Annotated in this window: 26 protein-coding genes; 7 read left to right on the top strand and 19 right to left on the bottom strand. The window is 64.0% G+C overall.

The genetic code is table 11. The annotated features are described in order from the left end of the window. Positions 1–76: 76 nt before the first annotated feature. Positions 77–322 (top strand): hypothetical protein, encoded by a 246-nt coding sequence (locus tag R2669_RS18365; protein ID WP_316875834.1) that lies wholly within the window; start codon positions 77–79, stop codon positions 320–322. A 153-nt stretch (positions 323–475) separates the two neighbouring features. Here the strand turns inward: R2669_RS18365 and R2669_RS18360 are convergent, their stop codons facing one another. The 8 genes from R2669_RS18360 to R2669_RS18325 all read right to left on the bottom strand — a co-directional run bounded on the left by R2669_RS18360 (position 476) and on the right by R2669_RS18325 (position 7588). Beyond that, entirely contained in the window at positions 476–1261 is a 786-nt protein-coding gene (locus tag R2669_RS18360; protein WP_147213625.1) for an MBL fold metallo-hydrolase, read from the bottom strand. 34 nt (positions 1262–1295) lie between these two features. Further along, a complete protein-coding gene (bamC, locus tag R2669_RS18355) occupies positions 1296–2492 on the bottom strand; it encodes an NlpB/DapX family lipoprotein (protein WP_147213624.1) in 1197 nt (398 codons plus the stop codon). A gap of 61 nt (positions 2493–2553) precedes the next feature. Further along, on the bottom strand, positions 2554–3438 hold the full coding sequence (dapA, locus tag R2669_RS18350) for a 4-hydroxy-tetrahydrodipicolinate synthase (protein WP_147213623.1): 885 nt from the start codon (positions 3436–3438) through the stop codon (positions 2554–2556). A 118-nt stretch (positions 3439–3556) separates the two neighbouring features. Beyond that, positions 3557–4123 (bottom strand): class I SAM-dependent methyltransferase, encoded by a 567-nt coding sequence (locus R2669_RS18345; RefSeq protein WP_316901637.1) that lies wholly within the window; start codon positions 4121–4123, stop codon positions 3557–3559. Between the two features lie 10 nt (positions 4124–4133). Then, the gene (locus R2669_RS18340; RefSeq protein ID WP_027677694.1) at positions 4134–5336 is read right to left on the bottom strand and encodes a tryptophan--tRNA ligase; all 1203 of its coding nucleotides are present in this window, start codon (positions 5334–5336) and stop codon (positions 4134–4136) included. 21 nt (positions 5337–5357) lie between these two features. Next, positions 5358–6023 (bottom strand): site-2 protease family protein, encoded by a 666-nt coding sequence (locus R2669_RS18335; RefSeq protein WP_027677695.1) that lies wholly within the window; start codon positions 6021–6023, stop codon positions 5358–5360. Positions 6024–6089: 66 nt separating this feature from the next. After that, entirely contained in the window at positions 6090–6713 is a 624-nt protein-coding gene (locus tag R2669_RS18330; protein WP_004626152.1) for an L-threonylcarbamoyladenylate synthase, read from the bottom strand. A gap of 14 nt (positions 6714–6727) precedes the next feature. Next, positions 6728–7588, bottom strand: coding sequence for a 3',5'-nucleoside bisphosphate phosphatase (locus R2669_RS18325; RefSeq protein ID WP_316901635.1), 861 nt, complete (start codon positions 7586–7588; stop codon positions 6728–6730). A 149-nt stretch (positions 7589–7737) separates the two neighbouring features. Here R2669_RS18325 and R2669_RS18320 point away from each other — a divergent pair, with 149 nt between their 5' ends. Genes R2669_RS18320 through R2669_RS18310 form a run of 3 tightly spaced genes read left to right on the top strand, consistent with a single transcriptional unit; the run spans position 7738 to position 9757 of the window. Beyond that, the gene (locus R2669_RS18320) at positions 7738–8817 is read left to right on the top strand and encodes an NAD(P)/FAD-dependent oxidoreductase (RefSeq protein WP_316888007.1); all 1080 of its coding nucleotides are present in this window, start codon (positions 7738–7740) and stop codon (positions 8815–8817) included. Positions 8818–8825: 8 nt separating this feature from the next. Further along, positions 8826–9371, top strand: a complete 546-nt coding sequence (locus tag R2669_RS18315) for a DUF4166 domain-containing protein (RefSeq protein ID WP_316888009.1) — start codon at positions 8826–8828, stop codon at positions 9369–9371. Then, positions 9368–9757 carry a thiol-disulfide oxidoreductase DCC family protein gene (locus R2669_RS18310; protein WP_316901633.1) on the top strand — a complete coding sequence of 130 codons (390 nt, stop codon included), beginning with the start codon at positions 9368–9370 and terminating at the stop codon, positions 9755–9757. Before R2669_RS18315 ends, R2669_RS18310 begins: the two co-directional genes overlap by 4 nt. 8 nt (positions 9758–9765) lie before the next feature. On the opposite strand, the gene R2669_RS18305 is transcribed toward R2669_RS18310, so the two are convergent. Together R2669_RS18305 and R2669_RS18300 are read right to left on the bottom strand one after the other, a co-directional pair. Next, entirely contained in the window at positions 9766–10683 is a 918-nt protein-coding gene (locus tag R2669_RS18305) for an alpha/beta fold hydrolase (RefSeq protein ID WP_147213614.1), read from the bottom strand. Between the two features lie 79 nt (positions 10684–10762). After that, on the bottom strand, positions 10763–11632 hold the full coding sequence (locus R2669_RS18300; protein WP_430708814.1) for a ferritin-like domain-containing protein: 870 nt from the start codon (positions 11630–11632) through the stop codon (positions 10763–10765). A gap of 89 nt (positions 11633–11721) precedes the next feature. Here R2669_RS18300 and R2669_RS18295 point away from each other — a divergent pair, with 89 nt between their 5' ends. From R2669_RS18295 to R2669_RS18285, 3 genes are all read left to right on the top strand, one after another. Further along, a complete protein-coding gene (locus tag R2669_RS18295) occupies positions 11722–12249 on the top strand; it encodes a gamma carbonic anhydrase family protein (protein WP_004626140.1) in 528 nt (175 codons plus the stop codon). Continuing rightward, positions 12246–13259, top strand: a complete 1014-nt coding sequence (hslO, locus tag R2669_RS18290; RefSeq protein WP_316901629.1) for an Hsp33 family molecular chaperone HslO — start codon at positions 12246–12248, stop codon at positions 13257–13259. Before R2669_RS18295 ends, hslO begins: the two co-directional genes overlap by 4 nt. A gap of 105 nt (positions 13260–13364) precedes the next feature. Further along, positions 13365–13772 carry a hypothetical protein gene (locus R2669_RS18285; RefSeq protein ID WP_316901627.1) on the top strand — a complete coding sequence of 136 codons (408 nt, stop codon included), beginning with the start codon at positions 13365–13367 and terminating at the stop codon, positions 13770–13772. A gap of 56 nt (positions 13773–13828) precedes the next feature. Here R2669_RS18285 and ftsB read toward each other — a convergent pair whose 3' ends face one another. The 9 genes from ftsB to R2669_RS18240 all read right to left on the bottom strand — a co-directional run bounded on the left by ftsB (position 13829) and on the right by R2669_RS18240 (position 22290). Continuing rightward, the gene (gene ftsB / locus R2669_RS18280; RefSeq protein WP_147213609.1) at positions 13829–14164 is read right to left on the bottom strand and encodes a cell division protein FtsB; all 336 of its coding nucleotides are present in this window, start codon (positions 14162–14164) and stop codon (positions 13829–13831) included. A 91-nt stretch (positions 14165–14255) separates the two neighbouring features. Further along, positions 14256–15539, bottom strand: coding sequence for a phosphopyruvate hydratase (eno, locus tag R2669_RS18275; RefSeq protein ID WP_009238483.1), 1284 nt, complete (start codon positions 15537–15539; stop codon positions 14256–14258). A 54-nt stretch (positions 15540–15593) separates the two neighbouring features. Continuing rightward, positions 15594–15884, bottom strand: coding sequence for a DUF1330 domain-containing protein (locus tag R2669_RS18270; RefSeq protein ID WP_027677706.1), 291 nt, complete (start codon positions 15882–15884; stop codon positions 15594–15596). A gap of 92 nt (positions 15885–15976) precedes the next feature. Continuing rightward, a complete protein-coding gene (gene kdsA / locus R2669_RS18265; RefSeq protein WP_316875820.1) occupies positions 15977–16831 on the bottom strand; it encodes a 3-deoxy-8-phosphooctulonate synthase in 855 nt (284 codons plus the stop codon). 23 nt (positions 16832–16854) lie between these two features. Beyond that, positions 16855–18519, bottom strand: a complete 1665-nt coding sequence (gene pyrG / locus R2669_RS18260) for a CTP synthase (protein WP_316875819.1) — start codon at positions 18517–18519, stop codon at positions 16855–16857. A gap of 91 nt (positions 18520–18610) precedes the next feature. Then, a complete protein-coding gene (locus tag R2669_RS18255; protein WP_147213606.1) occupies positions 18611–19432 on the bottom strand; it encodes an alpha/beta fold hydrolase in 822 nt (273 codons plus the stop codon). Positions 19433–19450: 18 nt separating this feature from the next. Beyond that, on the bottom strand, positions 19451–20353 hold the full coding sequence (locus R2669_RS18250; protein WP_316888013.1) for a proteasome-type protease: 903 nt from the start codon (positions 20351–20353) through the stop codon (positions 19451–19453). Positions 20354–20439: 86 nt separating this feature from the next. Then, on the bottom strand, positions 20440–21282 hold the full coding sequence (locus R2669_RS18245; protein ID WP_147213604.1) for a transglutaminase family protein: 843 nt from the start codon (positions 21280–21282) through the stop codon (positions 20440–20442). Positions 21283–21339: 57 nt separating this feature from the next. Continuing rightward, positions 21340–22290: an alpha-E domain-containing protein gene (locus tag R2669_RS18240; protein WP_147213603.1), complete on the bottom strand. Its 951-nt coding sequence runs from the start codon at positions 22288–22290 to the stop codon at positions 21340–21342. Positions 22291–22333 lie beyond the last annotated feature (43 nt).

The raw sequence follows: 22333 nt of genomic DNA, 5'->3' as shown, positions 1-22333 counted from the left end.
TGAGCGATAATTACCGGTAATTATTCATCGCCCTTTTTGTTGTCCGCTTTCCATATTCAGTTTAAGGATCGAAAAAATGAAAAAGTCTCTCCTGATCGCCTCGCTGATGGCTGCTGTGGCTCTGGCTGCTTGCGGTAAGAAGGAAGAAGCTGCTGCTCCGGCCGCCGCTCCTGAAGCTTCGGCTCCGGCTGCTGCCGCTCCGGCTGCTCCGGCTGCTTCGGACGCCGCTGCATCGGCTCCGGCTGCCCCGGCCGCTTCGGACGCCGCTGCTGCTCCGGCTGCTTCGGACGCTGCTGCATCGGCTCCGGCTGCTAAGCAGTAATCGCGTTTCTCGCGAGACGAAAAAGCCGACCTTCGGGTCGGCTTTTTTCATGGGCGAGTGGGCTGCGACATCCGGACAGCAACGACAACGCCCATCCGCCATTCAAAGTTGTTTCTGAATCTTACAAGCAGCCTCCGGCGAAGGCTATCGCACTCAAACGGTGCGCCAAAGCAGGCCCTCTTCCTGATCCGCGATCGGCACGTCGTCTACGCGAGCACCCAGCGGCATGGCGATGGCCTCGGCTGCCAATTGCGGCGTGTTGTTCTGCTTGGATAGATGCGCAGCCACAACCGTATGCAGCCCATCGTGGCGCACACGCGCGAGGATCGCAGCTGCTATGTCGTTGGCCAAGTGGCCAAAATCCCCGCCGATGCGACGTTTCAATGACCACGGATAGGCTGAATTGGCCAGCATCTCGCGGTCGTGATTGCATTCGAGCACGAGGGCGTGCATGCCCGCCAGATGCGTGCAAAGGTATTCCGTCGACATCCCGGCATCGGTCAGCACACCCAGGCGTCGCGCACCGTCGTTGAAGACGAACTGCAGCGGCTCGCGCGCGTCGTGCGGCACGGTGTAAGGCAAGATTTGCAGATCGCCGACGGAGAACACATCGTCGGCGCGGCAGAAACGCACGGCTGCACGGTCGGCGCCGCGTAGGTTTTCGGTCGCGCGATATGTGCCGTGGCTGGTCCAGACGGGGATATTGAATTTGGCGGCAACCGCATAGGCGCTGCCAACGTGATCGCTATGCTCGTGCGTGACGAGGATGGCGTTCAGGGATTCCGGCGTACAGCCCAGGCGTTCAAGCCGCCGAACGGTCTCCCGGATACCGAAGCCGCAATCCAGCAGGATGCGCGTGCATGTCGCGCCGCTCGCGGATTCGACGAGCAGCGCATTCCCTTCACTGCCGCTGCCAAGGCTGGCGAATCTCAGTGTCATCGCCCACCTAGGCAGCTGTACTGCATGATGCCGATTACCGAAGTTGCTCGTCGAGCAGCGACAGGATGCGCTTGCCGATGTCGCCGGTCTGCGCGGAGCCATCGTCGTTCTGGACCAGCACGGTCGACGACGTGCCGGCATCCTTCACCACCACGCGGTAACGCTTGGCGCGCTTGAGATCTTCGATCTTCGTGCCCGAGAACAGGCGCGAGAAGAAGCCCGGTGCGTTCGCTTCGGCGCGCGTATCAGCGTAACGGACGAAGTACACGCCCTGCGAACGGTCACGGTCATCCACGGTAAAGTTCACGCGGTCCAGTGCCAGACCCACGGTACGCCAAGCACGATCAAAGGGCTCCGGTACCTGCAGGACCGGCTGGCCATTCGACTGCGTCAGCAAAGACGGGCCGGTACGCGGGGCCGGCTCGGCTTTCGTGCCGTCTTGCACGGGGTGCGCAGCCTGCGTTTGCGCGAGCTTCTGCTGTGCGGCCTCCTTGCTGGCGCCTAGGCGCTGCATCAGGCGCGAGAGGAATTCGGCTTCGAGCTCCGGATCGGCCGGACGCGGCGTCCACACGGTTTGGTCCTTGGACGAACCGACCAGTTGTTCCTGCGCGCCGCGGTGCGAGATGTAGACCTCGACCGTGCCATTCGGGCCCTTCTCGATGCGGGTGCGGAACTTGTCGCGCTCAGACGTCGAGTACAGACCGTCGAACACCTTGCCGACGGTGCGGCGAATGATGTCCTGCGGAATCTTCGCGCGGTTCTCGGCCCAGTCGGTTTCCATGATGCCGGTCTCGGGCGAGTCGATCACCAGCAGGAAGCCAAGTTCCTGCCAGAAGGTGCGCAATTGCGGCCACAGGGCATCCGGCGTGGTCTTCACGACCAGCCAGCGCTGATTGCCATCACGCTCGATGCGCATGTCGGACACGGCAGGCAGCACGTTGTCGGTACCCGAGCCCGGCGTCGTGACCTTGGGCGCCGTCGACGTGTACGCCGACAGCGTCGTCGTGCCCGTGTCCGGTGCGGCATAGCGACGATCAGCCTGGATGCCGGTCAAGTCGGGCGGGATCTCAAGCGTCGGGCCCTTCTTGGCCTGCGATTTGTAATCGATGCGGTCCGGCTGCATCACCTCATTGACGGTATCGCAACCGGAAATCAGGGCAACCGACAGCGCGGCCAGCAACAGTTGAGCGGACGTCGCCACAGCCCCGCGACGGGTTTGGTGCAGTTTCATTGACTTGCGATCCTTCAGATGAGAACGATGGCTTAAGGGCCTGAGAAGCGCCTTGAAACAATCAGGAGAGCAGCCCGGCATCCTTCAAGGATGCGCGCACAACCTCGTGATACTGGGGTGCCAGCGGCGTCAACGGCAGGCGGATGCCGCCTTCCATCTTGCCCATGGCCTGGAGAGCCCACTTGACGGGGATCGGATTCGATTCGACGAACAGGTTCTTGTGCACCGACAGCAGTTGCATGTGGATGCGGCGAGCCGTTTCCACGTCGCCGCGCATGGCAGCGGCGCACAGCTCGTGCATGGCACGCGGCGCCACGTTGGCCGTCACGGAAATGTTGCCGTGGCCACCCAGCAGCATCAGCGCGATGGCCGTCGGATCGTCACCGCTGTAAATCTTGAATGAGGCCGGTGCGCCCTTGATGAGGTGTGCCGCGCGGTCGATGTTGCCGGTAGCTTCCTTCACGCCGATGATGCCCGGCACTTCAGCCAGACGCAGCATCGTTTCGACTGTCATATCGGCCACGGTGCGGCCCGGCACGTTGTACAGAATGACCGGCAGATCCACCGACTCGGCCACCTTGCGGAAGTGCAGATACATGCCTTCCTGCGTCGGCTTGTTGTAGTACGGCACGACCTGCAGCGAGGCATCGGCGCCCACTTGCTTGGCGTAGGCCGTCAGCTCGACCGCCTCGGTGGTGGAGTTGCCGCCGGTGCCGGCAATGATGGGAACGCGCTTGTTGGCCTGCTCGACCGCCACGCGGATCAGCTCACGGTGCTCTTCCACCGACACGGTCGGCGATTCACCGCTGGTGCCGACGATCACGATGCCGTCGGTGCCTTCGGCGATGTGCCAGTCGATGAGCTTGCGCAGGGACGGGAAATCAAGGCTGCCGTCCTCGTGCATGGGCGTGACGATGGCGACGAGACTGCCGGAAATCTGGATCATGGTTTCGAAAGCAGACAAAAGCGTGAACGTAAACAGTCGGATTGTACCGGATCGTCAGAACCGATTCGCCACATCTGACACCCGCCAAGAGACGGGTAAGACGTCGTCCTCAGCAACTTCAAAGTGCGTAGCGCGGCGCAACCACTCCAGCAGGCTGGCGGACGGCGCAAACCCGCTGCACGTAAGCCTCCCGGGGCGATGCGAGAAAACCGTCTTCGTAGCCGATCACCCGCAACTGGCCTCGCACCGCGTCAAGCAATTCACCCGGCGCCAGCAGGAATGCCGGGTTCGACGGCTTCCCGACGGTTTCGTTTCCCGCGGCAAAGGTTTCGTAGATCAGCCGGCCACCCGGCGCGACGGCTGCCAGCAAGCGCGGCCAAAGCGGTCGGTGGAGGTAATTCGTGACGACGACGGCATCGAAAGTGGCTCCGGCAGGCAACGGCCACGGGTTCTCTTCGATGTCGGCGACGATGGTTTGTGCGACGCTGGCGAGGCCCGAAAGCGCAGCCGCGTCACGGTCGATGCCCGTCACGCGCAGGCCGCGCGCCGCGAGCCAGCGCACGTGGCGGCCACTGCCGCAAGCCACGTCCAGCACGGAAGCGCCCGCCGGCAGTTCAGCCGCCCAGCGCACCACCCAGGGCGACGGCGCAGCAAGCGTATGCGGTTCCGATGCGGCAGCAGACATCAACGGCCCATCAGCTGTACGTCAGACCCATCGCCTCGCGCACCTCGCGCATGGTCTCTTGCGTGACCTTGCGAGCGTTGTCGCAACCATCGGCGATGATGGCGCGCAGCAACGACGGATCGTCCATGTATTTCTGGGCGCGCTCAAGCATCGGCTGCTGTTCACGCAGGATGCCCTCGATCACCGGCTGCTTGCATTCCAGGCAGCCAATGCCTGCGCTGCGGCAGCCCTTCTGCACCCATTCCTTCGTGTCGGCATCTGAGTAGACCTGGTGCAGCTGCCAGACCGGGCACTTGTCCGGATCGCCCGGATCGGTACGGCGCACGCGGGCCGGGTCGGTCGGCATGGTGCGGACCTTTTTCTCGACGGTTTCCTTGTCCTCGCGCATGCGGATCGTGTTGCCGTACGACTTGGACATCTTCTGGCCATCAAGACCGGGCATGCGCGATGCCTCGGTCAGCAGCACCTGCGGCTCGGGCAGGATGATCTTGCGAGCACCTTCCAAGTAGCCGAACAGGCGTTCGCGGTCGCCCATCGAGAGGCTCTGCGACTCGGCCAGCAGTGCGCGCGCCTGCTCCAGCGCTTCGTCTTCGCCGCGCTCCTGGTAGGCCGTGCGGAGCTCCAGATACAGCTTGGCGCGCTTGCCACCGAGCTTCTTGGCCGCTTCAAGCGCCTTCTCTTCGAAGCCCGGTTCGCGGCCGTACAGGTAGTTGAAGCGGCGGGCAACTTCGCGGGTCATCTCGACGTGCGGCACCTGGTCTTCGCCCACGGGGACAAAGCCAGCCCGGTAGATGAGGATGTCAGCGGCCTGCAGCAGCGGGTAGCCGAGGAAGCCGTAGGTGGAGAGATCCTTCTCCTTGAGCTTCTCGATCTGATCCTTGTACGTCGGCACGCGTTCGAGCCAGCCCAGCGGCGTGCCCATCGAGAGCAGCAGGAACAGTTCGGCATGCTCGGGCACGCGGCTTTGGATGAACAGCGTGGATTGGGTCGGATCGACACCGGCGGCCAGCCAGTCGATCAGCATCTCCCACACAGACTCCTCGATCACCTCGGGCGACTCGTAGTGCGTGGTCAGCGCATGCCAGTCGGCGACGAAGAAGAAGCACGGGTATTCGGCTTGCAGCCGGACCCAGTTTTTCAGGACGCCGTGGTAATGCCCCAGGTGCAGCGCACCGGTCGGACGCATGCCAGAGAGAACGCGGTCAGGAAACATGTGGGAAATGGAGTTGAAGACTCAGGAAAACAGCATCTGCAGCGGACTCAGAATCCACTGCAGCAGTTGAAACAGCAGCGCCATGATGGGGCGCATCCAGACATTGGTAATGACGTTGGAAATGATCAACGCCATCACGATGAAGAAGCCGAACGGCTCGATGCGCGACAGGCCCAGCGCCATACGGGGCGGCAAGAGCGCAGCCAGCACGCGTCCGCCATCGAGCGGTGGCAGCGGAAACATGTTGAACGCCGCCATCACCATATTGACGAGAATGCCCGCGCGCGCCATGCCGATCAGGAACGGCTCGTTCACGCCGCCCACCGCGAACACAACTGCCAGCACGCCCCAAAAGATCGCCTGGACAAAGTTGGTGGCGGGCCCGGCCAGCGCCACCCACATGCCATGCCAGCGCGGATCACGCAGATGGCCAAAGCGCACCGGCACCGGTTTGGCATAACCGAACACGAACGCGCCCTTGGTGGCGAAATACAGGAGCAGCGGCATCGCGATCGTGCCGATGGGATCGATGTGCCGCAGCGGATTGATGCTGATGCGGCCCATGACATAGGCCGTATCGTCGCCGAAATGCTTCGCAACATAGCCGTGCGCCGCCTCATGCAGCGTGATGGCAAACAGGACGGGAATCGCGTAAACCGCGATGTTCTGGATCAGTGTGGGGTCCATAGGCGGGCTATTGTAGCAAGCGCGCGCCGCACGACGGCGCTACCGAAGCACGCGCCAAGGCGTCGCCTATAAGCCCACGCGGGCAGGATCGCCCCGGCCCTGGCGCACGAGTTCGGGCTCGCCGCTCGTCAGGTCGATGACGGTGGTAGGTTCGGCCGGGGCTGGGCCGCCGTCGATAACGAGTTCGAGCTGCTTTTCGAGCCGATCGCGAATGGTCTCGGCCTCGTTGAGCGGCTCGTCGTCGCCGGGCAGCTGCAGCGTGGCGGAAAGCAGCGGCTCACCGAGTTCAGCCATCAGCGCCAGGGGGATCGCGTGTTCCGGTACGCGCAGGCCGATCGTCTTGCGCGACGGATGCGAAAGCCGGCGCGGCACCTCCTTGGTCGCCTCCAGCAGGAAGACGAACGGCCCCGGCGTGGCCGCCTTCAGCACGCGGTACTGCTTGTTGTCGACGCGCGCAAACGTGGCCAGCTCGGAAAGGTCACGGCACATCAGCGTGAGGTGATGCTTTTCGTCGATGCCGCGCACGCGCCGCAGGCGCTCGACGGCAGATTTGTCGTCCAGATGGCAGGCGAGCGCGTAGCAGGAATCGGTAGGCAGCGCGACTAGGCCTCCGGCGCGGATGATCTCCGCCGCCTGGCGAATCAAACGCCCTTGCGGCGTGGTCGGATGAATCTGGAAGAACTGGGACATGGCAGGTCGCGCGCTCAGGCCATCCACCGGCTCCAGACCGGCGTCAGGTTGTCGGGCAGCGGCGGCAGCGTGCCAAGCTCGACGCGGCCCTCACCCGGGCCGTGGAAATCTGAACCGCGCGACGCCAGCAGGCCGTAGCGGCGGGCAACGTCGGCGTACAGCGCGTATTGGTCGGGTGTATGGCTGCCGGTGATGACCTCGACGCCCTCGCCGCCCAGCGCCTTGAATTCATCAAACAGGGCGCCGTGCTCGACCAGCGACAGCGTGTAGCGCCCCGGATGCGCCATCACTGCGACGCCACCCGCGCCTTTGATCCAGTTGATCGCATCGGCCAGGCGTGCCCAGCGATGCGGCACGTAGCCCGGCTTGCCGTCGCCGAGGTAGCGGTCGAACACCTCGTGGATATCCCGGCAGTGGCCGTGCTCGACGAGGAAGCGCGCGAAGTGCGTGCGGGAGACCATGTCCGGATTACCGGCATAGCGCAACGCGCCTTCATAGGCGCCTTCGATGCCCAGCTTGGCCAGCGCGGCGCTGATGTCTTCGGCACGCGCGCAGCGACCGGAGCGTGTGCGCTCCAGGCCCACCACCAGATCCGCGTTTTCCGGATCGATACCCAGGCCGACGATGTGCAGCGTGCGCCCTGCCCACGTGACCGAAATCTCCACACCAGAGAGGTAATCCATGCCCAGCGCCGTCGCGGCTTCGCGTGCTGCGGCCTGCCCGCTCACTTCGTCGTGGTCGGTCAATGCCCAAAGTGTCACGCCGTGGGCAGCAGCGCGGGCGGCCACTTCGTGCGGCGCGAGCATGCCGTCCGACACCGTGGAATGGCAGTGCAGATCAGCATTTCGGGCGGAGGCAGCGGAGAGATTTGGCATTCCGCCATTTTACTGCTGCGGCGCGCAACCGGGGGACCATCCCGCCGCGGTTTGGCATCCGGAAGACCCGACTGCCCGTGACGGTGTTCGCGGCGCGCCGCTTGCTGCGGGCTATAGTGGCCGCATTGTTTCGTTCTCGACGCTTTGCCATGACTTCCGCCGCCACCCTCAACGCAGATTCCCCCCAGCCCTTGGAGCAACGCATCGACGTGCTCGTCGTGGGGGCCGGGCCGGTGGGCCTGTTCGCGGCGTTCCAGGCGGGCGTGCTCGGCATGTCGTGTGTGCTCGTGGATGCATTGGACCGGCCGGGCGGCCAATGCACGGAGCTGTACCCGGAAAAACCCATCTACGACATCCCGGCGCTGGTGTCATGCACTGCGCAGGAACTTGTCGACCGACTGATGGCCCAGTGCGCGCCATTCAACTACCCCATTCTTTGCAACCGACGCGCTGAGACCGTCGAAACGCTGGAAACCGAGCACGGTCAGCGCTTTCGCGTCACGACAAGCGCCGGGGACGTGTTCGACTGCGCCGCCGTCCTGATCACGGCGGGCAACGGCGCTTTCACGCCACAACGCGTGGCCCTGCCTGAAGCGGCCGCGCTGGAAGGCCGCCATCTCCATTACGCCGTGCGCGACACCGCGCGCTTTGCGGGCAAGCGCGTCGTCATTGCCGGCGGCGGGGATTCCGCGCTCGACTGGGCACTCGCGTTGCGCAAGGTCGCCGCACGCGTGACGCTGGTCCATCGGCGAGAAGGCTTCCGCGCGGCCGACGCGAGCGTCGCTGAAATGCGCGCCGCCGTCGCCGCCGGCGAAATGGACTTCGTGCTCGGCATGCTTTCGCGCCTGGACAGCACGCCCGACGGCACACTCACCAGCGCAGCCATCCGCGGGCGCGACGGCGAAACCGTGCTGCCCTGCGATGAACTGATCGCGCTATATGGGCTGGTCTCCGAGCCGGGCCCTATTGCCAACTGGGGCGTGGAAATGCGCGCGGGCCGGATCACGGTGGAAACAACGGCGTACGAGACCTCGCGCCCAGGCGTGTTTGCCGCCGGCGATATCGCGCTGTATCCGAACAAGCAGAAGCTGATTCTGTCGGGCTTCCACGAGGTGGCGATGGCGCTGCGGCGTGCTTATCGCTACGCGAACCCCGACAAAACGCTCGTGCATACGCACTCGAGCAACGATGCGGGGCTGCAGACAAAGCTGCATGTCACGGCGGAATAAGTTATCGCATGCGCGCACCGTCGCTCTACGAAACTGTGCTGGGCGCGCGATATGCGGAACTGGCGCCGGCCGTGCAGACATTCCACCGAATGACCGGCGCGGTGACCCTGCACGGCGAGGTCGAAACGGAACCGCCCGCATCGCGCCTCGCACGCGTGCTTGCATGGTGCATTCGCACGCCGCGGACACCGACGCGTGGCCCGATCCGCATCTCGCTCAACGCTGGCGCCACGGAAGAAGCCTGGACGCGCCATTTCCCCCGCCACACGATGCGCTCGACGCTATCCCTGCACAAGGGGCGCCTCACAGAGCGGCTCGGCGCGGTGCGTCTGTTCTTTGCGCTGGAGGCGAATCACGGTGTGTTGCAGATGCGCCTGAAAGGCTTGCGCTTTCTCGGCATCCCGTGCCCTGCTTGGCTGCGGCCTGCCGTGTTGGCCGAAGAGTCCGGTGACGGTGACCGCTTCCATTTCAACGTCCACGCCAGCGTACCGTTGCTCGGCGTGGTGGCGGCGTATCGAGGTTATCTCGATCTGGCGACGGCGGAGCGCGCATGATCGTCGTCTACGATGCGCACTGCCTGCTGTGCAGCGGCTCGATCCAATTTCTGCTGCGACATGATCGACAAGGCATGCTGCGTTTTGCCTCCATGCAAGGCGAGACCGGGCGACGATTGCTTGCGCAGGCTGGCGTGAATCCGGATGACGTCGATACCGTCCTGTTCGTGCGTGACGGCCAGGCATGGCGGGAAAGCGCCGCCGTCCTGCGCATCCTGCATGTGCTCGGCTGGCCGTGGCGGTTGGCATGGATCGGTTGGTTGATCCCGGCAAGACTGCGCGACGCCGTTTACCGCCGCATCGCACGCAACCGCTATCGATGGTTTGGGCGGTCAGACACCTGCATCCTGCCGCCGCCGGGCACGGCACAGCGGTTTCTTGATTGAGCTTCCGCTCAACGCTGCATGCAGAACTCTTCGATGAGCGCGGCCACCTGCTCCGGCTGGTCGTGATGCAGCATGTGGCCCGCATCCGCAATGAGCACCTCACGGAAATCAGGAAACGCCGCAAAGCGCGTCTTGAATTCGGCCAGCGGCACGTCGCCTGCAATGGCTTTTAGTGTGGGCGAATCGACTGCCTCAACGTGCAGCACGGGCGCGGTAACACGGCGCCAGATTTCCATCACCTCATCCAACCGATACAGCTGCGGATTGATGATCTTGTGCGCCGGGTCGCCAAGGATTTCCCAGCGGCCTTCGGCATTCCGGCTCGACCAGTGCTGCGCCAGGAATGCCGCCTTGTCGGCCGGCAGACGCGGATTCGTTTTCTGGAGGCGCGCGGCGACGTCTTCGACGGTGGCGTAAGTGTTGAGACGCGGCTTGTCCTTCAGTTCATCGAGCCAGCGCGCATAGCGGCGCGGCGCCTGCGACGCCTTCGACGCCGACATGCCGAAGCCTTCCAAGTCGACCACACGCCGAACGCGCTCGGGCCGGATGCCCGCGTACAGGCACACCACGTTGGCGCCCAAGCTGTGCCCGACCAGCGTCACCTGCCCCTCCGGCTGATAGTGATCGATGATGGCTTCAAGGTCGGCCACGTAGTCGGCAAACCAGTAGCTCTCGACGCCGGGGGCATCGGTGGGCCGGGCAGACTGGCCATAGCCGCGCCAATCCGGTGCCACGATATGCCAGCGCTCGCGCAGCGCATCGACCAGAAACTGGAACGATGCCGACACATCCATCCACCCATGAAACAGGAAGAGGATGGGCGCCCCCGACTCGCCCCATTCGCGGATGTGGTAGCGCAGGCCGCGCACGGGCAGAAAGGTCGAGCGGGAGGCCTGACGTGCGGCAGGCTGTGTGGTGGAGTCCATGGTTTCCGTCACCGAATAGAAATCGAACGATCGTTCTTTTTCTGGCGATTATAGCGGTGGATGGACAACCCTGTAGCGCTTAGAACGAGGCTTCCAGCGCGGCAATTTCGTCGTCGTCGAAACCGGCCTGACGCCGGGCTTCGAGGTTGAAGGGCCCGCGCAAACGCGGCGCACCGTACTGCTCGGCCAGCTTGCGATACGTCGGCACGGGGTCCAGCCCCGCGCGCTCGCAGAGCCAGCGGTACCAGCGGTTGCCGACCGCTACGTGCCCAATCTCGTCCCGCAGGATGATGTCGAGGATGCCTGCAGCCGCCATGTCGCCAGCCTGCGCGAGCTTGGCCCGGATCGGCGGTGAAGCATCGAGCCCCCGCGCCTCCAGCGTGCGTGGCACGAGCGCCATGCGCGCGAGCGGATCGGCGGCGGTTTTCTCCGTCATCTGCCACAGGCCGTCGTGGGCGGGATGATCGCCGTAGCGGCAATCGAGCGTGGCCAGATGGGCGGAAAGCAGCGAAAAGTGCGTCGCCTCTTCTGCCGCCACGCGCGTCCAGTCTTCGTAGAAAGCCACCGGCATGCCAGCAAAACGCCACACGGCGTCGAGCGCAAGATTGATGGCGTTGAATTCAATATGCGCGAGCGCGTGGAGCAAAGCGCCGCGACCGCGTGGCGTATCGATCGCACGGCGACGCGGAACCTCAGCAGGCGGCACGAGCACCGGAGCGTCGGGCCGCCCGGGCACACCGCTTTCCGGAGCCGCAATGGCTTCATCAATGCCCCAGCGCGCGGCGTCGACGCTCTTGGCGCGCTCGCCCAGACGCAGCGTGGCGTCCACCTTGCTGGCCGGATCGGTGAGACAGAGCGCGGCAAGGGCAGCATGACGGAGCGTGTCAGCGGGCGTTTGGTGGCGAGGTTGCGGAGCGGTCATCAGCGTACAATTTGGACTTTCCGCCATTTTAGTTCGACGCATCGGCCTGCCTTGCCCGGCAAGCTTGAAGACGCGCCCTTTTCCCCCCACCTACGCAGATTCTGGAGACCGATCGCATGGCCCTCTACCAACTCGGCGATGTTGCCCCGACCATTGACGCCAACGCCTATGTGGCCCCGGAAGCGACCGTCATCGGGCGCGTGGAGCTGAAAGCACGCGCAAGCGTGTGGCCCGGCGCCGTCATCCGCGGCGACAACGAGCCGATTACCGTGGGCGAGGCCAGCAACGTGCAGGAAGGCTCGGTGCTGCACACCGATCCGGGCTGCCCGCTGAACATCGGCGACCGCGTAACGATCGGCCACCAGGCCATGCTGCATGGGTGCACGATTGGCGAGGGCTCGCTGATCGGCATCCAGGCGGTGGTGCTCAATCGCGCGGTGATCGGGAAGAACTGTCTGGTGGGCGCGGGCGCGATCGTCACCGAAGGCAAGGTCTTCGAAGACGGCACACTCATTCTGGGCGCGCCTGCAAAGGCCGTGCGCAAACTGACGGAAGACGACATCGCCAAGATGCACCTGAACACCGAAACGTATGCGGTGCGCCAGGCGATGTACAAGCAGCAACTGAAACGGATCGATGGATGACTGACGAGCTGAAGAAATTTGTATTCGACGCCGCGCCCGTGCGCGGTGAACTGGTGCGCCTGGAAGGGACGTGGCAAGAGGTGCTGGGCCGCCGCCGCTACCCTGCCCCGGTCAGTACGCTGTTGGGCGAGATGATGGCCGCCGCCGCGTTGCTGTCGGCCAACTTGAAGTTCAACGGCGCGCTCGTCATGCAGCTGCATGGCGACGGCCCGGTGCACATGCTGGTCGTCGAGTGCAACTCCGACCTGTCGATGCGCGCCACGGCCAAGATTGCCGAAGGCGCCGAGATTGCCGACGACGCCACGCTGGCCGCCATGGTCAATGTGCACGGCAACGGACGCTTCGCCATCACGCTGGATCCGCAAGACAAGCTGCCGGGCCAGCAGCCGTATCAGGGCATCGTGCCGCTGTCGGACGAAAACGGGCCACTCGCGAGCATCACCGAGGTGCTTGAGCACTACATGCAAAGCTCTGAGCAGCTTGACACGCGCCTGTGGCTGGCGGCTGACAACAAGGTCGCGTCGGGCATGCTGCTGCAGCGCTTGCCTTCGTATGGCGGTGCGATGGAAGGCCGCACGGGCCACGCGCCTGCGCAGGTCGGCGAGACCGGTCAGCCGCTGCACCAGGACGTGCAGGAGCAAGACCTCGACACGTGGGAACGCGTCTGCCAGCTCGGCGAGACGCTGCGCCGTGACGAATTGCTCGAGCAGCCCATCGACACGCTGATCAAGCGGCTGTACTGGGAAGAAATGGAAGCCGCCGGCATCCGCATGTTCGAGCCGCAGAGCCCGCGTTTTCGCTGCTCGTGCTCTCGGCTGCGCGTGGGCTCCATGCTGCGCACGCTGGGTCAACCCGAGGTCGACAGCATTCTGGAAGAGCGTGGCAAGGTGGAAATCGACTGCGAATTCTGCGGCCAGCACTACAGCTTTGACGCCGTCGACTGTGCTCAGCTCTTCGCTCAGGAGACCGTCGCACAAGGTATCCAAAGCGCATCCGACCAGCGCCACTGAGCACGGCGACATAGTATGAAGTGCGCGTGGCGCGCGGCACTTATCGGTGCCGCCCACGCTCTAAATCGCCGGATCCGTCATCTGCCGCTTGCTGCGGAACGCACCATGCTCAAGCTCACTTCCTCGTCCTTGCCATCCCTGAATTTCGCTCGCGCGTTGGCACTGCCGATTGGTGCGGCACTGCTGGCTTCGGCCTGCGTCGCCGTGCCGCGTGGCCCGGGCGGCACACCTTACACCGCCCGGCTGCAGGACGATACGCAGGCTGCGCCACCGGTGGCGTTATCGGCGGAAGACCGCAAGAAGCTGGACGCGCTGAATGCGAAGGCGCTACGCGAATCCGATCAAGCCATCCGACGCGATGCCGAAGCGCGCGCCTATGCGACGACGCCGTACTACGCGCCGTATCCATACTACGGAGGCTATTCGGTGTACTACGGCAGCGGATGGCGCCACCGTGGCGGCTGGGGCGTCAGCTACGGCGCCCCCGTGTGGGGCTATCCGTACTACTGGTAAATCCGGGAATTTGTCTTCAAGACGAACGCGCATGCAGGGCGCGTGGCCCAGCGGACTCAGTGATGCAGCTGCTGTCCTGCCGGAGGAGGAGGCGGCGGCGGGGTTTCGCTGGTTTTCGGGGCCGGCGCGACGAACTGCACGAAGCCTTCGTCGTCCTTCACCATGCCCAGCTCATAGCGCGCGCGCTCTTCAATGGCGCCCGTGCCTTCCTTCAGATCCTTCACTTCGCCTTCGAGCTTGGCGTTGCGCTGCTTCAGTTCAGCGTTGCGCTGATTCTGCGCCGTCACCTGCTTCTGCATGTCCCACACACGCAGCCAGCCGCCCTTGCCCAGCCAAAGCGGGTACTGGATGGCAAGCAGCAACAGCAGCAGGAACAGCGTAATCAGGCGCATAGAGGCAAGCGTTGGCGGTACTCGGGCCCCAAATACCATGCGACCGCCAGAGCGGCGGTCGCACAGTCATGCGGGGCAAAACTGCGAAGGATTATCGCAGGTTATAGAACGCCGACTTGCCCGGGTAGCTGGCGATATCACCGAGGTCTTCTTCGATGCGCAGCAGCTGGTTGTACTTGGCCATGCGATCCGAGCGCGACAGCGAACCGGTCTTGATCTGGCCGGCGTTCGTGCCAACAGCGATGTCGGCGATCGTGCTGTCTTCGGTTTCGCCCGAGCGGTGCGAGATCACGGCGGTGTAGCCGGCGCGCTTGGCCATCTCGATGGCGGCGAACGTCTCGGTCAGCGTGCCGATCTGGTTGATCTTGATGAGGATCGAGTTGGCGATGCCCTTCTCGATACCTTCCTTCAGGATCTTGGTGTTGGTCACGAACAGATCGTCGCCCACCAGCTGCACCTTCTTGCCGAGCTTCTCGGTCAGGGCCTTCCAGCCTGCCCAGTCGCTCTCGTGCATGCCGTCTTCGATCGACACGATCGGGAACTTGTCAGCCAGGTTCGCCAGGTAGTTGGCAAAGTCTTCCGACGACAGCTGCAGGCCCTCGCCTTCCAGGTGGTACTTGCCATCCTTGTAGAACTCGGACGCGGCGCAATCCAGCGCCAGCAGCACGTCTTCGCCAGCCTTGTAGCCGGCCTGCTCGATGGCCGACAGGATGGTGTTCAGGCACTCTTCGTTGCTGGCGAAGTTCGGTGCGAAACCGCCTTCGTCACCCACGGCCGTGCTCATGCCCTTATCAGCCAGGATCTTCTTCAGCGCGTGGAAGATCTCTGCGCCGCAGCGCAGGGCTTCACGGAAGCTCGACTGGCCGACCGGCATCACCATGAATTCCTGGATGTCCAGGCTGTTGTTGGCGTGCGCGCCGCCGTTGACGATGTTCATCATCGGAACCGGCATCTGCATCGCGCCCGAGCCGCCGAAGTAGCGGTACAGCGGCAGGCCGGCTTCCTCAGCAGCGGCCTTGGCGACGGCCATCGACACGGCCAGCATGGCGTTTGCGCCCAGGCGGCTCTTGTTCTCGGTGCCGTCCAGGTCGATCAGGGTGCGGTCCAGGAACGCCTGTTCCGATGCGTCCAGGCCCATGATGGCCTCGGAGATCTCGGTGTTGATGTGCTCGACGGCCTTGAGCACGCCCTTGCCCAGGTAGCGCGACTTGTCACCGTCACGCAGTTCGATGGCTTCGCGCGAGCCGGTGGATGCACCCGACGGCACCGCTGCACGGCCCATCACGCCCGATTCCAGCAGCACGTCGCATTCGACGGTGGGGTTGCCGCGCGAGTCCAGCACTTCGCGACCGATGATATCTACGATGGCACTCATGAAAATCCCTCTTGGTGTCTTAAAGCAGGTAATGCTACGAGGTCGACGGGCGGCTTAAACGCCTTCGACCACGATCATGTTCATGTGGGCAGCCTTGGCGCGCGCATTGCGGGCAGCGAGATATTCCTCGCTGTCGTAGAACGCCTTGGCAGCGTCGTAGCTCGGGAACTTGAGCACGACGATGCGGGTGGGGTTCCACTCGCCTTCCAGTTGCTCGGTCTTGCCGCCGCGCACCAGCGGCTCGGCGCCATGCGCTTGCATGGCCTTGGTCGACAGCGTCTTGTATTGCTCGTACTGCACGGGGTCTGTCACGTCCACGTACGCGAGGATGTAGCCAGCGGCCATGTGTCTCTCTCCGGAAGCCAAAACGAAAGCTGAACTGAGCGGAACCGAAAACGACAGCGGCGGCTGGTGTGGGCCGCCGATGGTCGGAAGAATCAGTCGAACTGATTTTCCAGGAAACCGCTGCGCTTGGTGAGCGCATCCAGTTCTTTCAGTACTGACAGCAAGTCTTTCATGCGGCGCAGCGGCACGGCATTCGGGCCATCTGATTTGGCGCATGCCGGATCAGGGTGCGTTTCCATGAAGACACCCGAAACCCCCACGGCGATGGCGGCACGGGCCAGCACCGGCACGAACTCGCGCTGGCCGCCCGAGCTGGTGCCCTGGCCGCCCGGCAGCTGCACCGAATGCGTAGCGTCGAACACCACCGGCGCCCCCGTCTCGCGCATGATCGCCAGCGAGCGCATGTCCGACACGAGATTGTTGTAACCGAACGAAGCGCCACGCTCGCAGGCCATGAAGTTGTCTTCCGGCAGGCCGGCATCGCGAGCCGCGTGACGCGCCTTGTCGATGACGTTCTTCATGTCGTGCGGCGCGAGAAACTGGCCCTTCTTGATGTTGACGGGCTTGCCGCTCTGCGCGCAAGCACGGATGAAATCGGTCTGGCGGCACAGGAACGCCGGCGTCTGCAGGACGTCCACGACCTCCGCTACCGGCTTAATCTCGTCGATCTCGTGGATGTCGGTCAGCACCGGCACGCCCACCTGGCGGCGCACTTCCGCCAGGATGCGCAGGCCCTCTTCCATGCCCAAGCCGCGGAACGAAGCGTCCGACGAGCGGTTGGCCTTGTCGAACGACGACTTGTAGATGAACGGAATGCCCAGCGCCCCGGTGATTTCCTTGAGCGTGCCGGCGGTGTCGATCGCCATCTGCTCGGATTCGATCACGCAAGTGCCGGCAATCAGGAAGAACGGTTTGTCGAGGCCGACTTCGAAATCGCAGAGTTTCATCGTATTTCCCGTGCGCCAGCGCGTTAGGCGACAGCGCGTTGCGCGGTCTGGTTGTGATGCGCCAGCGCGGCTTCCACGTAGGCCTTGAACAGCGGGTGGCCGTCACGCGGCGTCGAGGTGAATTCCGGATGGAACTGCACGCCGACGAACCACGGGTGCATCGACGCCGGCAGTTCCATCATTTCCGGCAGGTTTTCCGACGGCGTACGGGCGGAGATGATCATCCCGGCCTTTTCCAGCTGCGGCACGTAGTGGTTGTTCACCTCGTAGCGATGGCGATGGCGTTCGTTGACTTCCGCACCGTAGATCGCTGCCGCCTTGGTGCCCGGCTGAACCGGCACGCGCTGCGAGCCCAGGCGCATGGTGCCGCCCATGTCGGAGTCGGCCGAGCGCTTTTCAACGCGGCCATCGCGGTCCAGCCATTCGGTGATGAGCGCGACCACCGGGTGTTCGGTCTCGTCGTTGAATTCCGTGCTGTTGGCGTCCTTCATGCCGGCCAGATGGCGCGCAAATTCAATCACGGCCAACTGCATCCCCAGGCAGATGCCAAGGTACGGCACGCCTTTTTCGCGCGCATATTGAATTGCGCGGATCTTGCCTTCCGTACCGCGCTTGCCAAAGCCGCCCGGCACCAGCACCGCGTCGAGCGTGTCCAGCACCTGCGTATGGCCCGATTCGAGCTCTTCCGAATCGATGTACTCGATATTGACGCGCGTCGAAGTGTGCAGGCCGGCGTGGCGCAGCGCTTCGATCAGCGACTTGTACGACTCGGTCAGGTCAACGTACTTGCCGACCATGCCGATGGTGATCTCGTGCTGCGGATTTTCCAGCGTGTGCACCATGTGCGCCCACACGGACAGGTCCGCCGGCGGCGCTTCGATGCGCAGCTCTTCGCAGATGATGCGATCCAGCCCCTGCTCGTTGAGCATCTGCGGGATCTTGTAGATGGTGTCGACATCCCACACCGAGATGACCGCGTCTTGCGGCATGTTGGCGAAGAGCGAAATCTTCGCGCGTTCATCGTCGGGAATCGGGCGGTCGGCGCGGCACAGCAGCGCGGTCGGCTGCACGCCGATTTCGCGCAGCTTCTGCACCGAGTGCTGGGTCGGCTTGGTCTTCAGCTCGCCGGCGCTGGCAATGAACGGCACCAGCGTCAGGTGCGCAAACGCCACCTGGTTGCGGCCCAGGCGCAGGCTCATCTGGCGAGCGGCCTCCAGGAACGGCAGCGATTCGATATCGCCCACCGTACCGCCGATTTCCACGATCGCCACATCGGCCTTGCCGTCGTGCGATGCAGCGGCGCCGCGCTCGATGAACGCCTGGATTTCGTTGGTGATATGCGGAATGACCTGCACCGTCTTGCCGAGATACTCGCCGCGACGCTCCTTGCGGATCACGGATTCGTAAATCTGGCCGGTGGTGAAGTTGTTCGCCTTGCGCATCTTGGCCGAGACGAAACGCTCGTAGTGGCCAAGATCGAGGTCGGTTTCTGCGCCGTCCTCGGTCACAAACACTTCGCCGTGCTGGAACGGGCTCATCGTGCCCGGGTCGACGTTGATGTAAGGATCGAGTTTGAGGAGGGTGACTTTGAGGCCGCGCGACTCAAGAATGGCCGCGAGCGAGGCGGCGGCGATGCCCTTGCCGAGTGAGGACACTACGCCACCGGTAACGAATACGAACTTGGTCATGACCTAGCTTGCCGGGGAAAGCCGGATTATAGCAAAGGTCCCCCCTTCGATCCGTGACAGATCGGTGGAATTTGCCTTGAGGCCGCTTCACCTACGCGGCGTGCCGCATGGCGCCTGCGTTGGCGCGCATTTCGTTGATCAGCTCACGGATCAACCCGGCCGTTTCCAGTGGTTTTTCCATCGGATAGAGATGGCTGCCCTCGATCCAGCGCAGCCTGCTGCCGACGATGCGCCGCGTGGCACCCAGTCCGACCTGCCGGATCTCACGCGAACGCGTGCCCGCCACAAAACTGACCGGGAACGCCGTACCGCCGGCCACCTTGCGCCCCATGTTGGTCGGCAACGTCCGATAGATCTGGTATTCGATTTCGCGTGAGAAACGCAGTGTGCGTTCGTGGTCACGGCCGGTGGGCTCGGTACCGTGCTCAACGTAGTCGCGCAGCACGTCTTCATCCCAACGATCGAACTTCCGCTTGGCTTTGAAGTGGCTCCAGACGGCATCGCGATCGGGCCAGAGGTGACGCCGGTTCTTCGTCGCGGCGGCTGGCGACTGGCTTTCATCGATGTCCAGCCATTGCGCGACGCGCAGCAGCTTGGCCCGCCATCCCGCGATGATCGGCGAATCGAGCATCACGACGCCGCGCACGCGCTCGGGCCTGCGCAGCGCCGCCATCAGGCTCAGGAAACCACCGAGCGAATGCCCCACCAGCCAGACCGGCTCGGCCTGCCCATCGATTTCGGCGAGCAGCTCTTTCACCAGCCCCGGCCAGGAACGCGTGACCGGAAAACGCGGGTCATGCCCGAAGCGTTCCACGGCACGGATGTCGAATTCGTCACTCAGCACGCCCAGCATCTTGCGATACGTCCCCACGGGGAAGCCGTTGGCATGCGAAAAAAGCATCACATCGCGCATCGCAAGTCCCTCTTCCGTTCAACGCGACTTTTGCGTTCCGCCGGCCACGCGCTGCATCGTGGAGACCTGCTCCAGCACAGGGGCGGGCGCGCGTTCCGGCGCGGCGGGCGTGTCGGGCGCGGGCGGTGCAATGCGCACGGGGCCCACTTCTGCAGAAGGATGCCCCTCCCGGCGCAGCGGGTGCGACGGCGAAGTGCCGGTTTCCCAATCGGGATCGTCGATTTCGGCAAACACCTGGCGCAGACGCTTGCCCCAGGTGCCGCGAATCATCGCGAAATAGGGGTTCTCTTCATCGATGGCGACAAAGCGCGTCACGCGCAGGGAGTCAGCCTCGTAGACCAGCAGATCCAGCGGCAAACCCACGGAAATATTCGACTTCAGCGTCGAATCCATCGAGATCAGCGCGCATTTTGCGGCTTCATCCAACGGCAGCCCCGGACTGACGACGCGGTCGATGATGGGCTTGCCGTACTTCGCTTCGCCGATCTGGAAATAGCAGTTCTCGGGCGTGGCCTCAATGAAGTTTCCAGCCGCGTAGACGTTGAACAGGCGCGGCCGTTCTGCGCCGATTTGTCCGCCAAAGATGATGCTGACGTTGAAGTCGATCTTGGCCTTGGCCAGTGCCGCGGCATCGCGGTCGTAGACATCGCGCACGGCCTCGCCAACGATCGTGGCTGCCTCGAACATGTCACGCGCCGTCCAGAGCGAGCGGGGCTTGCCGCGCGCTTCGGTCAGCACCTGACGCACCGCCTGGCTGATGGCGAGATTGCCCGCCGTCAGCAGCACCATGACGCGATCGCCTTCGCGTTCGAAGACGGTCATCTTGCGAAACGTGGAAATCGCGTCCACGCCCGCATTGGTACGGGAGTCGGACAGGAACACAAGGCCTGCGTCCAGGCGCATGGCGACGCAATAAGTCATGGGCGAAGCAACAAACGGAAAAATCGGTCGGATGAGGGCATTCTAGCGCGCCGACCGGAACCCAACCGCGCGCTTGGAAGGGAAGCTCAGCTCACTCCGGCGTCGGCGGGCAGCGGTTCAATGGAGATGCTGACGTCGAGTGTCTCGGCACCTCCGCCCTGCCGCACGCCGCGAACCGGTGCGGCGGACTGATAGTCGCGGCCAACCGCCAAGCGGATGTGGCGCGCATCGGTAAAGCATTGGTGGGTGACGTCGATGCTGCACCACGTGTGCGATTCGGCATCGAGGCAGACGTCTGCCCAGGCGTGGCTGGCGAGGTCTTCTTCCCCCACCGCATGGAAATAGCCGCTGACATAGCGTGCCGGCACGCCCAGGGCCCGGCAGCATGCGACCATCACTTGCGCCTGGTCCTGGCATACGCCGGTGCCCAGGCCAAACGCCTCCGCAGCCGTCGTGCCGACATGGGTGGTGTTCGGTTTGTAACGCACGCGGGTGGCAATGGCATGCGCCAGGCGCACTGCAGATTCTGCGTCGCCGGGCACCAGTGCGTGCTCGCGCGCAAAGGCGATCATCTCAGGCGGCGCGGAAGTCAGCGGCGTGGCGCTCAGGAAATACAGCGGCGAAACGCGATAGCGCCCTTCCCCGGGCGCATCGACAAACCGCTGGCTGCCCGGCGAGCCCGAAGGAAACGCCTCGACAATGCCGCGCGCGTCGATGATCACGTCTTCCGTACGGTTGCCCAGCGTGAAGTGATGGACGACGTTGCCGAAACCGTCGGTGGCGCGCGTGAGGTTGCCGGGGGCGTGGATCTGCCAGCTGTCTACCTGCTGCAGCTCGCCGCTGCGAGGCGTCAGCCGCAACTCGTGCACGCTGTGGCGCAGCGGCTCGGCATAACGGTAGACCGTCGTATGTCGAATTTGGTATTTCACGATGACACGGGCGCCACCCGAAAGCGGCGCCCCGATGTATGCACAATGTCCTGCACGTCACGCCACCTCGAGCGGCACCAGGAAATCCTGGCTGATGCCGTTGCCCAGGTCGCCGATCCGCTCCAGGAAGTTGGTCAGCCAGGCATGGAGGCCGACCGCAAAAATATCTTCGATGCGGGCGTACCGCAGGTCGGCGTGCAGTTTACCAGCGCGGCGCTCGGTCTCCGCCGATTGGCTGTTGCGCACGGTCGAAAGAATCGCAACCACCTCGTCCATGCTGGCCAGCAGCGAACGCGGCATGTCGCTGCGCAGAATCAGCAGCTCCGCCACGCGCGTCGGCGTGATGACGTTTCGATAGATCTTGCGGTAGACCTCGAAGCCCGACACGGAGCGCAGCGTGGCCGCCCAGTGATAGAAGTCGCCCTGCTCTGCAGCGGCTTCATCGCGCGTGGGCGTGGACTGGAATTTCACGTCAAGTAGCCGCGCCGTGTTATCGGCGCGCTCCAGAAACGTGCCCAGGCGCATGAAGTGGAACGCATCGTCGGTCAACATGGTGCCGACCTGCACGCCGCGCGACAGATGCGAGCGGAACTTCACCCACTCGAAGAATTGCGACGGATCCTCGCGCAGCATGCCTTCGGCAATCAGGCGCTGCACGTCGAGCCACGTGGTGTTGATGGTTTCCCACACCTCGGTTGTGAGCGAGCCACGTACGGCTCGGGCGTTCTCGCGGGCGCCGCGCAGGCAGCTCATGATCGACGACGGGTTGGTCATGTCGCGCACCATGAAGTCAATCACGTCGTCGCGCGAAAGCAAGCCGTAGCGGTCGGCAAAAACTCGCGTGAGCTCGGAAATATCGAGCATCGCCCACCAGCCCTGCTCTGCCACTTCGGCCGATTGCGGCATCAGCGACGTCTGGTAGTTCACGTCGAGCATGCGGGCGGTGTTCTCGGCGCGTTCGGTGTAGCGTGCCATCCAGAAAAGGTGGTCTGCGGTGCGGCTGAGCATGGCGTTCCCTTCTACGTATTCGATATGCGATTGATCGACTGCC

It is taken from the genome of Ralstonia edaphi (assembly GCF_958350185.1).
GTDB classification, from domain to species: domain Bacteria; phylum Pseudomonadota; class Gammaproteobacteria; order Burkholderiales; family Burkholderiaceae; genus Ralstonia; species Ralstonia edaphi.
Note: the sequence above shows the minus strand (reverse complement) of the source record. Positions and strands in the feature narration are given on the sequence as shown.